At 64.4% G+C, this 14,281-nt stretch carries 14 protein-coding genes; 3 read left to right on the top strand and 11 right to left on the bottom strand.

Features of this window, described 5'->3' with window-relative positions; translation table 11 throughout:
- Positions 1–8 precede the first annotated feature (8 nt).
- Both M3I54_RS26365 and M3I54_RS26360 read right to left on the bottom strand, forming a co-directional pair.
- The gene (locus M3I54_RS26365; RefSeq protein WP_254341340.1) at positions 9–320 is read right to left on the bottom strand and encodes a recombinase-like helix-turn-helix domain-containing protein; all 312 of its coding nucleotides are present in this window, start codon (positions 318–320) and stop codon (positions 9–11) included.
- Position 321: 1 nt separating this feature from the next.
- Entirely contained in the window at positions 322–636 is a 315-nt protein-coding gene (locus M3I54_RS26360) for a non-heme iron oxygenase ferredoxin subunit (protein WP_254341338.1), read from the bottom strand.
- Between the two features lie 452 nt (positions 637–1,088).
- Here M3I54_RS26360 and M3I54_RS26355 point away from each other — a divergent pair, with 452 nt between their 5' ends.
- A complete protein-coding gene (locus M3I54_RS26355) occupies positions 1,089–2,162 on the top strand; it encodes a porin (RefSeq protein WP_254341337.1) in 1,074 nt (357 codons plus the stop codon).
- 36 nt (positions 2,163–2,198) lie between these two features.
- Here M3I54_RS26355 and M3I54_RS26350 read toward each other — a convergent pair whose 3' ends face one another.
- The 4 genes from M3I54_RS26350 to M3I54_RS26335 all read right to left on the bottom strand — a co-directional run bounded on the left by M3I54_RS26350 (position 2,199) and on the right by M3I54_RS26335 (position 6,447).
- Entirely contained in the window at positions 2,199–3,176 is a 978-nt protein-coding gene (locus M3I54_RS26350) for an IclR family transcriptional regulator (RefSeq protein ID WP_254341335.1), read from the bottom strand.
- A gap of 373 nt (positions 3,177–3,549) precedes the next feature.
- Positions 3,550–3,894, bottom strand: a complete 345-nt coding sequence (locus tag M3I54_RS26345) for a hypothetical protein (RefSeq protein WP_254341333.1) — start codon at positions 3,892–3,894, stop codon at positions 3,550–3,552.
- A gap of 159 nt (positions 3,895–4,053) precedes the next feature.
- Positions 4,054–5,313, bottom strand: coding sequence for an MFS transporter (locus M3I54_RS26340; protein WP_302059140.1), 1,260 nt, complete (start codon positions 5,311–5,313; stop codon positions 4,054–4,056).
- Between the two features lie 93 nt (positions 5,314–5,406).
- Positions 5,407–6,447 carry an ABC transporter substrate-binding protein gene (locus M3I54_RS26335; protein WP_254341415.1) on the bottom strand — a complete coding sequence of 347 codons (1,041 nt, stop codon included), beginning with the start codon at positions 6,445–6,447 and terminating at the stop codon, positions 5,407–5,409.
- 165 nt (positions 6,448–6,612) lie between these two features.
- Between M3I54_RS26335 and M3I54_RS26330 the strand changes: the two genes are divergently transcribed.
- Complete coding sequence (locus tag M3I54_RS26330; protein ID WP_254341329.1) at positions 6,613–7,278, top strand: response regulator transcription factor; 666 nt, start codon at positions 6,613–6,615, stop codon at positions 7,276–7,278.
- A complete protein-coding gene (locus M3I54_RS26325) occupies positions 7,265–8,692 on the top strand; it encodes a sensor histidine kinase (RefSeq protein ID WP_254341327.1) in 1,428 nt (475 codons plus the stop codon). The genes M3I54_RS26330 and M3I54_RS26325 overlap by 14 nt, the downstream gene beginning before the upstream one ends.
- On the opposite strand, the gene M3I54_RS26320 is transcribed toward M3I54_RS26325, so the two are convergent.
- From M3I54_RS26320 to leuC, 5 genes are all read right to left on the bottom strand, one after another.
- Complete coding sequence (locus tag M3I54_RS26320; RefSeq protein WP_254341324.1) at positions 8,679–9,455, bottom strand: TIM barrel protein; 777 nt, start codon at positions 9,453–9,455, stop codon at positions 8,679–8,681. The two genes, M3I54_RS26325 and M3I54_RS26320, sit on opposite strands and share 14 nt — an antisense overlap.
- A 27-nt stretch (positions 9,456–9,482) precedes the next feature.
- The gene (locus M3I54_RS26315; RefSeq protein ID WP_254341322.1) at positions 9,483–10,685 is read right to left on the bottom strand and encodes a sugar transporter; all 1,203 of its coding nucleotides are present in this window, start codon (positions 10,683–10,685) and stop codon (positions 9,483–9,485) included.
- A 115-nt stretch (positions 10,686–10,800) separates the two neighbouring features.
- Entirely contained in the window at positions 10,801–12,123 is a 1,323-nt protein-coding gene (locus M3I54_RS26310) for an MFS transporter (RefSeq protein ID WP_254341321.1), read from the bottom strand.
- A gap of 97 nt (positions 12,124–12,220) precedes the next feature.
- Complete coding sequence (gene leuD / locus M3I54_RS26305) at positions 12,221–12,859, bottom strand: 3-isopropylmalate dehydratase small subunit (protein WP_254341320.1); 639 nt, start codon at positions 12,857–12,859, stop codon at positions 12,221–12,223.
- Positions 12,852–14,270 (bottom strand): 3-isopropylmalate dehydratase large subunit, encoded by a 1,419-nt coding sequence (gene leuC, locus M3I54_RS26300; protein WP_254341319.1) that lies wholly within the window; start codon positions 14,268–14,270, stop codon positions 12,852–12,854. The genes leuD and leuC overlap by 8 nt, the downstream gene beginning before the upstream one ends.
- Between the last annotated feature and the right edge of the window lie 11 nt (positions 14,271–14,281).

The raw sequence follows: 14,281 nt of genomic DNA, 5'->3' as shown, positions 1-14,281 counted from the left end.
GCGCTGGCTCATTCGGCGAGCAGACGGAATTCGGCGGCGAGGCGCTCGGCGTTCCATGCTGCGCCTTCGGGCGTGCGAAAGCCGATGCGGTTCAGGCCCGCCACGACTTCCTCGAGTTCGGCGGCGCCCGCTTCGAACACCTGTTCGAGCGCGTCGCCGAAGTCGTTTTCGTATTGCGTGGGCTCGGCCTTGCGCGTTTGCCACACCAGGTTTTGCGCTTCGCCCGGCTGTTCGATCACGCCCTTGCCGGCGACGTTGTTCGGTTGCGGCGCGAGCCAGGGCTTGAGCGACGGATTGAAATTCACGGGGACTTCTCGCATGTCATTCCACCTTGATCTGGATTTCTTCACCGGCGAGCCGCACTGAGTACCTCTTCAGATCGCGGCCGCCGGGCTCCTTGAGGCACTTGCCGGTCGGGATATGGAACACGGCTTCGTGCAGCGGACATTCGACGGTGTCGCCATCGACGAAGCCTTGCGTCAGCAACGCGTAAGCGTGTGGGCAGACGTTTTCCAGCGCGTAGATCTCGTCGCCCACCCTGTAGATGCCGATCTCCGTGCCGTCGAGTTTGTATTCGAGCGGCCCGTCTTCGGTCAGATCGCCGGCATGCCCGGCGCAGCGCCATTCTTCAGCCATTTGTCACCTTTCCCGTTCAACCATGTTCCATATACGGAACAGTAGTTCGTGTATGGTCAATTATGAAACGGTCTTGGGAAGAAAAAAATAGAAATCCGGCGTGCCTGGGGAAAATACCGAGCGCACCTTGCAAGATGACATCGCAAAGGTCGCCAAGGGTGCCGTTCTGGTTGCCAAAACGCTTACGGCACGTGCACTTACACGCGTATGGCGCAACCGGGCACCGCGCCGCACCTGGGGGAATCACCGTCCCAAAAAAGTGTTTTGGCGTCTCGCAAGAGTCTCTATACTTTCCATAGGCAGCACGTCTAACCATATATGGAACAAACGGAGCCACGTGCGAGCGCTTGCCGACAGAAAGCGCGCCGCGCACCGCCTGTGGGTTGGCCACGCGGGTTGGGTATGCCGGATCAACACCTCCGGCTTTTCGTCATACGATCAGGAGTCCAAAGTTGAAGCATTTCATTGCCGCGGGGTTGACGGGCCTTTGCGCCGTCTCGTCTGCATGGGCGCAAAGCAGCGTCACGCTTTATGGCAGTCTGGATGCGGGCGTGGCCTACGTCAGCAACGTAGGGGGTCACTCGAAGTGGATGATGGAGCAGGGCAACACACAGCCCGACCGCTGGGGCCTGCGCGGCCAGGAAGATCTGGGCGGGGGCCTCAAGGCGATCTTCCAGCTGGAAAACGGCTTCTACACCAATACGGGCGCGATGGCGAAGGCCAACACGCTATTCAATCGCCAGGCGTATGTGGGCCTGAATTCGGAGCAGTTCGGCACGCTCACGCTGGGCAATCAAACGCCGTTCTCGTTCGACACACTCAGTCCGTTCAGCACGGCTTATCTCGCGGCAAGCTGGTACGCGTTCCACCCGGGCAACATCGACCAGTTGGCGGATACGGGCGTCGTGCCTTACAACAACTCCGTCAAATATCGTTCGCCGAGCTTTTACGGTTTCACGGCAGGCGCGATGTTCGGCTTCGGCAATACCACGAACTTTTCGACCGGCAGAACGATGAGCTTTTCGCTCAGTTATGCTAACGGTCCATTCAAGGCTGGCGCGTCGTGGTCGAACGAACACGACCGCTCGGTGTCGATAGCGACTACCGGCATCACGGAGTTCCAGGGTCAACCAGCGGCCACCTATATCGCCGACAAGGTCGAGAACATGGGCGTGGGCGCGTCGTACTCATTCGGCAAGCTGCTCGTACACGGGCTCTACACGCGCACGAAGCTGCAGTCCAATGGCTACTCCGACACGTTCCAGAGCTACGACGCCGGTGCGAACTACCAGTTCACGACGGCCAACGCCGTCGTGGGCGGCGCGGCGACGTCCACGCTTTCCGGCCGCCGCTGGACCCAGGCGATGATCGGCGACGTGTATTCGCTTTCGAAGAGCACGCAGATCTATGTCAACGCGCTTTACCAGCACGCCAACTCCGAAGCACAGGCGGCCTTTTTCACCGCGGGCGTGTCGAGCGGGCGCAATCAGGCGATTGTGCTCGCAGGCATTCATCACTCGTTCTGATCGCGGCGCCTTCGGGCGCCGTGCCTGAACCTCGCCTCAGATCGCGTGCGAATTGCGGGTGCGCGCGGCCTGTGCCGCAGTGGGGTCGCTCGCCGCGGGCCGGTAATTGAGCCGCGCCGAAAGGTCGATCGCTGCGGCGCACGCGGCGGCGACGAGCGGTGCGCGCTCGGCCTCGCCGATGTCCGATCGCGGCACGGTTGCCGTGAGCGCCGCCACGATACGGCCCGACTGATCCCTCACCGGCGCGCTCACCACCGAGATGCCGGTTTCGAACGACGCTTCGCTCACCGCATAGCCCTGCTGCGCGAACTCGCGCACGCGCGCATAGAGATCGGCGACGGTCGCGGGTGTGCGCTCCGTGTAACGTTCGAGCTGTTTCTCGGGGTAAAGCGTGCGCAGTTCGGCGAGCGTGAGGTCGCCCATCAGCACCTGGCCATGCACGGTGGCGTGCGCGGGCAAGCGCGTGCCCACGTGAACCTTCACGGAGCTGAACATTGGCTCACGCGTTTGCGCCTTCGCCACGAAAACCACGTCGCGCCCGTCGCGAATCAACAGATGGGTGCTGAGGCCTGTCGCGTCGCGCAGGCGCTCCAGCAGCGGTGTGCCGAAGTCGGTCAGTTCGAGCGAACTAAGATATTCGAAGCCGAGGCGCAGCACCGCCACGCTCAGCCGATATTGCCGGTCACCGTTGGCGCGCTCGATGAAGCCGAGCGCTTCGAGCGTCTGCAAGAGGCGAAACGTGGTCGTGCGCGGAATGCCGATGCGCCGCGAAAGTTCGGGCGCGCCCAGCACGGGCTCGCGCGCCGAGAATTCGGCGAGAATGCGCAGGCCGCGCTCGAGGCCCGGCACGAGATAAGTGGACGCGCCCACGCCCTCGTCGTCCGCTTCGGGATTCGCTTCGGGATTCGAACCGGCGGCATCCGCGTCGGCTGTGGTCTCCTCGGCAGGCAGCGCTGTGCGCTTGCCCGGCCCGGCGCTGCGACGCACGGGGCCTGTGTTTTGTTTAGTGACCATGAGCGGCTTGAATGGGTGGACCGGGTTGGACCCGGCTGGACCTTTCTTTGATGGGGTCAATGATAACGCGAAGCGCCGCCGCCCCATGCCGCCCCTTCGATATGCGAACATCGCACCTTGTCTCGCGGACGCTATCCACCCATGCCGAAAAGCCGAAAAACACTCGCCACGTTGCCAGGCATCGCACTCGCCGCGGGCAGCGCCGCAGTGCAACCGGCGCAGAAGCCGCCGGGGCCGGTCATGATGGTCCATTTCGATTACTACCCGAAAGACCGCCCGCAGATTCATGCGCTCGAACAGCGGCTGGCAAGCGCTATCAAGCGCGCGGACGCCGGCGAAGTCGGCGTCCGTGATTCGCTAAGGCGCGCGCGCCTTAGAGCTTGGGATGACATTCGAAGCGGATAACGGAGGCCTGCTGCTGCAGCGCCTCGAGCCCTTCGGTGTGCTCTATGCCGAGGCTCGTTTGCATGCCGCGGCTCTCGCAGTAGTCGTTCGCTTCGCTCACCGCGCGCTTGTGGGCGCGCGCCCACGCGAGGCGCCCACCCGTTGCGGACGCTGAAACGACGAACGTGTCCGGATGGTCCGCCGTGGTGACATTACCAGCCGACGCGCAACCCGCGAGCACCGCGCAGGCGGCGGCAAGCGATACGGCGACCTTGGGCCAGGACCGGCTCGCCACGCCCGCAAGACTGACGGTCCCATTGAAAATCTGCTGCATGACTCCCTCTCACGATCGAGCGTCGCAATACGCTCACATGGGAGTGAATTTTAGGGTCGCCCTATCGAAAGTCTATGCCAATAGAATGAATTCACTGTTACCGTCAGAAATACAATCACGATCCCTTTCTGGCCCTATGAATTCGACGAGCGGCCAGGTTCAAGCCGGCACGCCCTCCATGGCGCGCCCGGTACGTCCCCACGCCACCGCGACGCCGAGACCGAGCACCGCGAGGCACACGATCGGCACGATCATCGGTCCGAATGCGGTGCCCGTGACCTTGCCCGCGAGCGGCATGAGGTTCTGGCCAAAGAAGCCGCCGAGATTGCCGATCGAGTTGATCGCCGCAACGCTCGCCGCCGCTCGCGCGCCGGTGAAGTAGCGCGGCGGCATCGACCAGAAGCACGGGTACAGGAGCGGAATGCACGCGCCGCCGAACACGAGCGCGATGAAACGCAGCGGCGTGGAAGGCAGCAGGAGACTCAGCAGGAAGCCCAGCGTGCCGAGCGCCGCGACGATCGCCATCGCGCGAAGAATGCTTTTCGCGCGACGCAGTTTCGACGGCAGCCACAGCAGCAGCAAAACCGCCAGCGCCCACGGCAGCATGCTCAACAGCCCGTTCACGCTGCTCGACACGCCAAACGACTTCACGAGCGTGGGCAGCCAGTAGGTCACGCCGTAGAGCGACGTCGACATCAGCATATAGGTCGCCGCGAAGAGCATCACGCGCGGATCGAGCAGCGCCTTCCAGGGCTGTGCGTGTTCGGCGTGCTCGGGCTTCTCGCGCTCGTGCGCGGCCGCGACGATCTGCTTTTCGCGCTCGTTCAGAAAGCGTGCTTCCTGGTACGACGCCGGCAGCAGCCGGAACACGGCGATGCCGACCAGCACGGCGGGCAGACCCGTGGCGATGAACACCCACTGCCAGCCGGCGAGGCCCCAAACGCCATTGAGACTCAGCAGCCAGCCGCCCACGAGCGAGCCCAGCATGTTGGCGAGCGCGCTGCCCAGCGTAAAGATGCCCAGCACGCGCGCGCGATAGCTTTGCGGAAACCACAGCGTGAGGTAGTAGATCACGCCCGGATAGAAGCCGGCTTCGGCCACGCCCAGCGCGAGGCGCAGGCCGCAGAACACCTTCATCGACGTGGTGAAGCCCATCAGCACCGTAATCACGCCCCAGGTGAGCATGATGCGCGCTAGCCAAACACGCGCGCCGAAGCGGTGCAGCGCGAGCGTGCTAGGCACTTCGAACAGCAGATAGCCGATGAAGAACAACGACGACGCAAGACCGAACGCCGTTTCGGTCATGTTGAGGCTGTGCACCATCTGCAGCTTCGCGAAGCCAACGTTTTGCCGGTCGATGAACGAGATCAGAAACATCACGACGAGGATCGGCATGAGGCGGCGCGCGATCTTCGACATGACATCCCGCTCTTCGGCGGACTGCTGATCGACGGTTGAGTCTGTATTCACTATGTTCTCCTACGTTTATTTATAGATTGCCTGCGCGTATGCCTAAGACGGACGGAAGTCCCCGAGCATCGCCACGAACATGTCGTTCCATGTGCGCGGCTTCGCCTTGATCGTGCCCACCATGAACAGAAAGTCCACGTACTCCATCAACTGCTCGGGCCAGACCGAAAAGCGCGACTCCGGTGCGGCGAGCGTCTGCACCACGTGCTCGCGCGACGCGCCGAAGCCCGACGAATCGACGTAGATCTGCGCCGCAGCCGCTTTGTCCTGCGCGATCATTCGGTTCGCCTCGTCGAGCGCGTGAAGGAACGCTTTTGCCAGCGCCGGCTCGGTGTCGACGAGGCGCTTGGGCGCGAACACCACGTCGAGCGTGAGCGGCCCGAGCACGTCGACCGAATTGACCACGCGGTGGATGCCCGGCTGCTGCAATTCGAGCGTCGAAAACGGTGGCGACGCGAAATGCGCGGTCACGCCGCCCTCGCGCCGGATCAGCGACTGCATGGCCTGCGGATGCGGCATGCCGACGGTGATCGAATCGAGCTGCGCGAAGTGCTGTGGCCCGAGCAGCTTGCTCGCCACCATTTGCAGCACCACGGCCGAAAGCGAGGTGCGAATGCCCGGCACTGCAATGCGGTCGGCGCTCGTGAAGTCGCGCAGCGTCGCGATCTGCGGCCGGTTCGTGTTGAGCGAGAGCGCCGTGGCCGAAAGGCCGCTGATGCCGATCACCTCGACGTTCGGTATGCCGCGCGCCCGCGCCCACAGTTCGATGAAGCCGGGTGCCCCCACGGCGGCGAAGTCGAGCGTGCCGGCCATCATGGCGTCGTCGACGGAATTGCCGCCGTCGAGCCTCACCCACTCCACGCTGACGCCCGCGAGCCCCTGGCGGGCCGCATGGCGCTCGAAGAGCCGCGCCTTTTCCATCACGAGCAGCGGCAAATAAAGCAGGCCATAGCCCTTCGAAATGCGCACCGTGCGCGGCGTGGCCCTGACCCAGGCAGGCGCGAGCGCCGCGGCAACGGCGGCCGCGCCAAGCCCGGCCGCAACGAGCGCGCGCCGCCGCGATGAAGGCCGCGGCGACTTCATGCGCATCTTGCCGTCTCCGGTGGTTCGTGTCGTAATCACGTCGCTCTATCTTCCATGGTTCGCGAGATTACCGGGCGAGTCTGAGAAAATGCTGAGAAACTCGAATAGTAGACCTCGGGGAAAACCCGCAATCGCACCCATGAAGATTTCGGCAGGAACGGCATCATGCGCATTCTGGTGGTAGAGGACGACGCGGAAATCGGCGCGGCGGTCCGCGGCCGCCTCACGCGCCTCGGTCACGCGGTGGATCTCGAAGCGAACGGCGCCACGGCGAACAGCCTGCTTGGCGTGGAGCGCTTCGATCTGGTCGTGCTCGACGTGATGCTTCCCGCCATGGACGGCTTCGAGATCCTGCGCAACCTGCGCGCGGCGGGCTCGACCACGCCGGTGCTGCTCCTCACCGCACGCTCCGCCATCGACGACCGCGTGAGCGGCCTCGGCCTCGGCGCCGACGACTACCTCGTCAAACCGTTCGACTACCGCGAACTCGAAGCGCGCGTGCAGGCGCTCCTGCGCCGCAACAGCGGGCACGCGAACGATGTGGTGAGGCTGGGCGGTCTCGCCATCGACCGCAGCAGCCGGCTTGCCGAACTCGACGGCAAACCGCTTTCGCTTTCGCGCCAGGAATTCGCGCTGCTCGAAATCCTCGCCAGCCGTCCGCAGCGTATCTTCCCGAAGGAAGAATTGCTGAATCAGTTGTTCAGCTACGGCAACGAGCCGACCGCGAACGCAGTCGAACAATACGTCACGCGCGTGCGCAAGAAGCTGCAGGGCAGTTCGGTCGAAATCCGCACGGCGCGCGGCATGGGATATCAAATTGCCGCGCTTTAACTGGTTCCCGAAAACGCTGCTCGGCCGCACGCTGCTCTTCATTGCGCTCGTCGTGGCGTCGGGCGCGGCGGCGCTCGCGGGCATCGCGCGTTATTACGCGGGCGTCGCTTCCGAGCGCGCCTACGATCAGCTGCTTGCGGGCGCAACCATCCAGGTCGCCGAAAACCTCTACGTACAGGGCGGCGTGCTCGCGCTCAATCCGCCGGTGGCCGCGCTCTCCACGCTCTCGCGCTATGACGTCGTCTACTACAAAGTGGTCGACGCGCGCGGCCTCGTCGTTGCCGGCTATGGCGACCTTCCCGGTCCGGCCGATACGATGAGCGCGATGAGCGCGCGCCAGGGTCCGACATTCGCGAACGCTCGCTACCAGGGCGAGCGCTTGCGCACGGCGACCATCGGGCGCTACATGCCGGACGCGCGGCCGCCCGGCTGGGCCCTCGTCACGGTCGCGCAGACCACGCACGCGCGTCAGCAACTCACGAACGATATGAGCTTCAAGGTCTGGACGCTCATTCTGCTGATGAGTGTGCTCGCCATCGGCGCGAGCGGTCTGGCGATCCGGCGCGGCTTGCGTCCGCTCGCGCAGATCGAGCAAATCATCGCCGCGCGCGACCCGGCCGACCTGCGGCCCGTGGCACACGACACGCCAAGCGAAATCAACGCGCTGATCGGCGCCATCAACGGGCTGATCGGCCGCCTCGCCGAACGCATGACGGCCATGCAGCGCTTCATCGCCGACGCCGCGCATCAGATGCGCACGCCGATCGCGCGGCTGGACGCGCAGATCGAGCTGCTCAGCACCGAGTCCGATCCCGCGCGTCAGGCCGCGCGGCTCGAAGCGTTGCGGGCCACCTGCTCGGACGTGGGCCGGCTCACAGGCCAGTTGCTCAATCACGCGATGGTGATTCATCGTACGGAAGTGGTGCCGTTGCAGCGCGTGGACCTCGCGAAGCTCGCGAGAGAAGTGCTGGGCCGCACCATTCCGCTCGCCGGCGAACGCGACGTGAAAGTGGCATTCGAAAGCAGCGCGCCGCAAGTCTGGATCGCGGGCGACCCCGTGAGCCTGCAGGAAGCGCTATCGAACGTGCTGCACAACGCGCTGCTGCACGGCAAGGCCGACGATATCGTCGTCACCGTGAGCGCCTCGCAGGCGGCCGTCACGCTGACCGTGACCGACAACGGAGGAGGCATTGCGCGCGAACACTGGGACGCCGCGTTGCGTCCGTTCGAGCGCATCGGCCAGGAAGGCGCGGAGCGCACCACGGGCTCCGGCCTTGGGCTCGCCATCGTGCAAGCGGTGATGAAGGCGCACGGTGGGCGCGTGAACTTTGCGTTTCCCGCCGAGGGCGGTTTTGCCGTGGTGCTGACGTTTCCTCCCCCAGAAGGCGGGACGCCTCCCGCTACGCCACTGTGAACGCCTCGCGAAAGCGCCAGAGTGCGAGCTCGGCGTCGCCGCTCGCCCAGGCTTCCAGGCCGATCGTGCCGCGATAATCCAGCGCGGCAAGCGCGCGTGCAATCGCGGGGTAGTGAATCTCGCCTGTGCCGGGCTCCATGCGCCCCGGCACATCGGCTACCTGGATCTCGCCGATGTAAGGCGCGGCCCGGCGCACGAGTTCGATCAGATTGCCCTCGCCGATCTGCGCGTGATACAGGTCGAGATTCAGGCGCAGATGCGGGTTATCGACGGCCTCGATGAGCGCCAGCGTGTCGGCGGCGCGCGCGAACGGCACGCCCGGATGATCGACCTCGGTGTTGAGGTTTTCAAGGCAGAACACCACGCCGTGCCGCGCGCCGAGTTCGGCAATGCGCGCAAGCGTCTTCTGCGCGGCCAGCCACATTGCGCCGGTCACGACCGGCACCGGCGTCACGGGCAGGCCCTTTGCATCGAGCCCTGTGCCGTGCAGGTTCAGGCGCGGACACGCAAGGCGCTTCGCGACTTCGATCGATTGCTCCGCCGTGCGCACAAGCGCATCGGCGCCGCTTGCGGTGATCAGGTCGCCTTCGATATAACCCGTCATCGACGAAAACTTCGCGCCGCTGCGCGCCAGCGCGTCGATATCGTGCTGGGTCCAGTCCCATATCTCGACCTCGAAGCCCAGCTCGTCGATACGCCGAACGCGCTCGATTACCGGCAAGTCACGAAAGACCATCTCGGCGCACACTGCGAGCGTGAACATGTGTATTCCACTTTAAATCGGAAGAATTCAGTCTGGTGGATGATGTGGTGAAGGATGCGCCCGCGCATACATGCGCAATGCGAGCCAGCATACTCCAGCCCCAAGACCGCCCACCACGCCGCCGAAGCTGCCGACCCACGACACGCCAAAGCCGTTGGCAATATGGTTGCCAAGCAGCGCGCCCGCGCCGATCCCCACGTTATAGAGGCCGGAATAGATCGAGACCGCGAGGTCCGCGGCTTCGGGCGCGAGCTTGAGCACCCATGCCTGCATGGCAAGGCCGAAGGAAACGATCGCGCCGCCCCACACCAGCGTGTGAACGGACAACGTGACGATGCTCAGCGCGGCGGGAAACAGCACGAGCAGGCACACGCACACGGCGATCACTGCCGCTTGCAGGAATTGCCCCGGATCGCGCGGATAAAGGCGATTGAAGAAAATGGCCGCGGGAATGCCGGCACTGCCGAACAGGATCAGGATATAGGTGATGCGTTGACTGCTTTCGTGGCCCACGGTGTGAATGAAGGGCTCGATATACGTATACGACGTGAAGTGCGCGGTAACGACGAGTATCGTGAGCAGATAAAGCGAGGCCAGCATCGGCTTTCTGAATAGCACAGGCACGCTGCTGAACGAGCCCGTTTGCTGGCTTGGCAACACGGGCAGCATCACGCGCAACATGAGCAGCGCAACCGCCGCCGCGCCCGCAATGACGAAGAAAGTCTGCCGCCAGCCCAGCGTCTCGCCGATCACGCGCCCAAGCGGAATGCCCGCCACCATGGCAATCGACGTGCCCATGCCGAGCATGGCGAGCGCGCGGCTCTTGTTGCCAGGCGGCGCGAGCCTCACCACCAGCGATACGGAAATCGACCAGAATATGGCGTGCGCAAAGGCAATGCCGATTCGGCCCACCATCAGCACCGTAAAGTTCCACGCCACGCCGGTCACGATATGGCTGACCACGAAGAGCGCGAATATCCAGGTCAGCAGCTTGCGGCGTTCGACGTTGCGCGTCAGCAGCATCAGGGGCAGCGACGCCACGGCCACCGTCCACGCGTAGATCGTCAGCATGAGGCCGACGTCGGTCGGCTTCATGTGCAGGCTGTCGCCAATGGCGCTCAGTAGCGCAACGGGCACGAATTCGGTCGTGTTGAAAATGAAGGCCGAAAGCGCCAATACGAGCACGCCCCACCAGGCGTGCCCGGAAGAGACCGGTTCAGGCGTTGACATACGAGAGACGCGGGAATCGATGATGGGCGATTATCGCGTATCGCGCGCCATGCGATGCCTGAAGCGTGCAGTGCCTCTTCTGGCCCTCGCCGCACGCAGCGCGGGCCGGACCCGCTCATTTCACGGTTACGGGTGCTGCGCGCCGGGCACGCAACCCGAACGCATACGCGAGCACCGATGAAACGAGCAGCGTGGCGCTGACGAAATACAGCCCCAGTGAATAGTCGCCGCTCAGGTCGCGCAGCCGACCAATCACCATCGGGCCGATCGTGCCGCCTATGAGGCTGCCCATCGCGTTGATGATCGCAATGCCCGCCGCGGCAGCGGAGCCCGAGAGAAACTGCGTGGGCATGCTCCAGAGCGGCGGCTTCGCCGCGTTGATGCCAAAGTTCGCGATCGAGAGCCCAACGATCAGCAAGACGGCGTTGGCGGCGTGCCCGGACATCAGCATCCCGATACCGGCCGCGAGACACGCAATCGCAACGTGCAGGCGGCGTTCGTTCCTGCGATCCGAGTTGCGCGCCCAGAGCACCATCGTCACGACCGCGAACAGATTCGGAATCGCGTTCACAAGACCCAGTTCAAAGTAGCTGAAGCCGAACCGGTGGATGATCATCGGCGCCCAGATGCCGATGGCGTAGAGCCCGGTCGACGTGCCCGCGTAGACGAGCGCGAGCAGCAGCACGCGCGGGTCCTTCACTGCACCCCATACACTCGACTTGCTCTGCGCTGCCCTCGCTTCGCGTTCGCGACGCATTTCGCCGCTCAGCCACTCGCGCTCGGCGGGCGCGAGCCACTGCGCGTCCTCGGGCCGGTCGGTCAGATAGAAGTACGAAACGATGCCGAGCAGCACGGTCGGCGCGCCTTCGACGAGGAAGAGCCACTGCCAGCCGTGCAGATGCGCCACGCCCTCCAGACTCATGAGCGCGCCAGAGATGGGCGAGCCGATCATGTTCGAGAGCGGCGCGGCGGTCATGAACATTGCCGTGACGAATGCGCGATGGCGAGCGGGAAACCAGAAGCTCAGGTAGAGGATGATGCCGGGAAAGAAACCCGCTTCGGCTAGACCGAGCACGAAGCGCAGCGTATAGAAGCTGTACGGGCCCGTGACGAATGCGGTGGCCGCGGAAAGCAGCCCCCACGCAACCATCAGCAATGCGATCCATCTGCGTGCACCGACGCGCTGCAACGCGAGGTTCGACGGCATGCCGGCCGCGATATAGCCGACGAAGAAGATCCCCGCGCCAACGCCGAACATGGCCTGCGAGAGCCCGATGTCATGATTCATCGTGAGCCCGGCAAAGCCGACGTTCACGCGGTTCAGAAAGCTCAGGAAATACAGGACGATGATAAACGGCGTGATGCGTCGCGAAACCTTGCGCACGACGCTGGGCTCCAGCGCTGCAGCGTCCTGCGGATGGACTGCGGCAATGTTCATGGGTGTCTCCGTATGAGCGCACTTGCCGCGCCTGGCGGTAAGTGCGCCCCTTTGCCGTTGCGCGCGTCGCACGAACGGTCTGGTTATGGATAAGTGCTTAACCGCGCTGCTGCTGCGCCGGCAGATCGATGCGGCACCACGGCTGCGCGGCCCAGTGTTTTGCCTCGAATGCGTCGATCGCCTCCTGTTGGCGCAGCGTCATGCCGATCATGTCGAGCCCTTCCACGAGCATCTGCTTCTGGCGCGGCGGCAGCGAGAACGCGTAGCGCTGTCCCGAAGGCGCGATCACGACTTCGCTTTCGACATCGATCGACACGTGCTTGTCGTCGCTGCCCGCGATCTCTGCGACCAGCGCCTCGACCTGCTCCGGCGGCAGCGTGACGAGCAGCAGCCGGTTATTCGTCGAATTGAAATAGAAGATCTCGCCATAGCTCGGCGCGATCACGGCTTCGAAACCTGCCTGCTGGAGGCCCCAAACGGCGTGTTCGCGGCTTGATCCGCAGCCGAAATTCGAGCCGCCGATCAGCACCTTCGCGCCACGATATTCGGCGCGATTCAGCACGAAAATCTCGCGCGCGCGGCCATCGGCATCGAAACGCAAGTCGTACAGCAGCCCGCGCGCGAGTCCCGATTTGTCGATGCCGAGCAGAAACTGCTTGGGCATGATCTGGTCGGTATCGAGGTTGTTGACCGGCAGCGGCGCGGCAACGCCCGAGATCATGAACGGCTTAGCCATGTGCAAGCTCCTTGCGAATGTCGACGATGCGGCCCGCTATCGCGGCGGCGGCGGCCATCGCGGGGCTCATCAAATGCGTTTTGCTGCCGCGCCCCTGGCGCCCTTCGAAATTGCGGTTCGTCGTCGACGCACAGCGCTCGCCCGGCGCGAGCACGTCATCGTTCATCGCGAGACACATCGAGCAGCCCGGCTGGCGCCACTCGAACCCCGCATCGATCAGCAGTTGCGCAATGCCTTCGCGTTCCGCCTGATCGCGCACCATGCCCGAGCCCGGCACGACCATCGCGCGCACCGTCGCGGCCACCTTGCGGCCGCGCACGACCTGGGCAACGGCGCGCAGATCCTCGATGCGCGCGTTCGTGCAGGAGCCGATGAACACGCGGTCGACGGGCGTGCCCTCGATCGGTGCGCCTGCGGCAAGGCCGATGTAGTCGAGCGCCTTGTGCAGCGTCGCGGCATCGAGACCCGCGCCTTCGGCTGCCTCGGGAATGCGGCCGTCCACCGGCACCGCCTGGTCCGGGCTCGTACCCCATGTCACGTAAGGCGCGACGCGTGCGGCGTCGAAGCGATGCTCGATATCGAAATGCGCGTCGTCATCGGAGCGCAGGTTCGACCACGCGTTGCACGCGGCGTCGAGCGTTTTTGCGTCGAAATCACGGACCTTGCTGGAAACGTAGTCGAGCGTCGTGCGGTCCGGCGCGATCAGCGCGGCGCGCGCGCCCGCCTCCACGGTCATGTTGCAGAGGGTCATGCGCGCCTCGGCGGAGAGCCCGGCGATCGCTTCACCAGCATATTCGACGGCGTAGCCGCGCGCGCCCTGCGCGCCGATCTTCGCAATGATGTGCAGCACGAGATCCTTCGACGTCGTTCCCGGCGGCAGCGCGCCGTCCACCACGATGCGCATGTCCTTCGCGACACGATAAACGAGTGTCTGCGTCGCCAATACGTGCTCGACTTCCGAGGTGCCGATGCCGAACCCGAGCGCGCCCAGTGCGCCGTAGGTCGTCGTGTGGCTGTCGCCGCACAGCACGACCATACCGGGACGAATCAGTCCGATCTCGGGTGCAACCACATGCTCGATGCCCTGCATGGGATCGTGGATATCGAACAGATGAATACCCTGCTCCACGCAGTTGCGCGTGAAGTTCGCGGCCTGCTTCGCGGCATCGACGATCTCGATCGTGCGCGCGGCCACGGGCACGGGCTTGCTGGGAATCACGTGATCGACCACGCCCATCTGCTGGCGCGGGCGGCGCACGCGCAGGCCCTTCTCACGCAAGCCCGCGAAAGCTTGCGGGCTCGTGTACTCGTTCATGATGTGCAGATCGGCGTAAAGCAGAACGTGCTCGGCATCGATGATCGATACGGTGTGCGAATCAACCAGTTTCCGGTAAAGCGTTTGTGAGGACATGATGAAGCCCG

Source organism: Paraburkholderia sp. CNPSo 3274, from assembly GCF_024206475.1.
GTDB lineage: Bacteria > Pseudomonadota > Gammaproteobacteria > Burkholderiales > Burkholderiaceae > Paraburkholderia.
This window is presented reverse-complemented; position numbering and strand designations above follow the sequence as displayed.

Excerpts from the sequence above, each read along its gene's own strand:
- M3I54_RS26335 (WP_254341415.1), bottom strand. The coding sequence starts at position 6,447 with ATGAAGTCGCCGCGGCCTTCATCGCGGCGGCGCGCGCTCGTTGCGGCC.
- M3I54_RS26320 (WP_254341324.1), bottom strand. The coding sequence starts at position 9,455 with ATGTTCACGCTCGCAGTGTGCGCCGAGATGGTCTTTCGTGACTTGCCG.
- M3I54_RS26360 (WP_254341338.1), bottom strand. The coding sequence starts at position 636 with ATGGCTGAAGAATGGCGCTGCGCCGGGCATGCCGGCGATCTGACCGAA.
- M3I54_RS26310 (WP_254341321.1), bottom strand. The coding sequence starts at position 12,123 with ATGAACATTGCCGCAGTCCATCCGCAGGACGCTGCAGCGCTGGAGCCC.
- M3I54_RS26330 (WP_254341329.1), top strand. The coding sequence starts at position 6,613 with ATGCGCATTCTGGTGGTAGAGGACGACGCGGAAATCGGCGCGGCGGTC.
- leuC (WP_254341319.1), bottom strand. The coding sequence starts at position 14,270 with ATGTCCTCACAAACGCTTTACCGGAAACTGGTTGATTCGCACACCGTA.
- M3I54_RS26350 (WP_254341335.1), bottom strand. The coding sequence starts at position 3,176 with ATGGTCACTAAACAAAACACAGGCCCCGTGCGTCGCAGCGCCGGGCCG.
- M3I54_RS26345 (WP_254341333.1), bottom strand. The coding sequence starts at position 3,894 with ATGCAGCAGATTTTCAATGGGACCGTCAGTCTTGCGGGCGTGGCGAGC.
- M3I54_RS26315 (WP_254341322.1), bottom strand. The coding sequence starts at position 10,685 with ATGTCAACGCCTGAACCGGTCTCTTCCGGGCACGCCTGGTGGGGCGTG.
- leuD (WP_254341320.1), bottom strand. The coding sequence starts at position 12,859 with ATGGCTAAGCCGTTCATGATCTCGGGCGTTGCCGCGCCGCTGCCGGTC.
- M3I54_RS26365 (WP_254341340.1), bottom strand. The coding sequence starts at position 320 with ATGCGAGAAGTCCCCGTGAATTTCAATCCGTCGCTCAAGCCCTGGCTC.
- M3I54_RS26340 (WP_302059140.1), bottom strand. The coding sequence starts at position 5,313 with ATGTCGAAGATCGCGCGCCGCCTCATGCCGATCCTCGTCGTGATGTTT.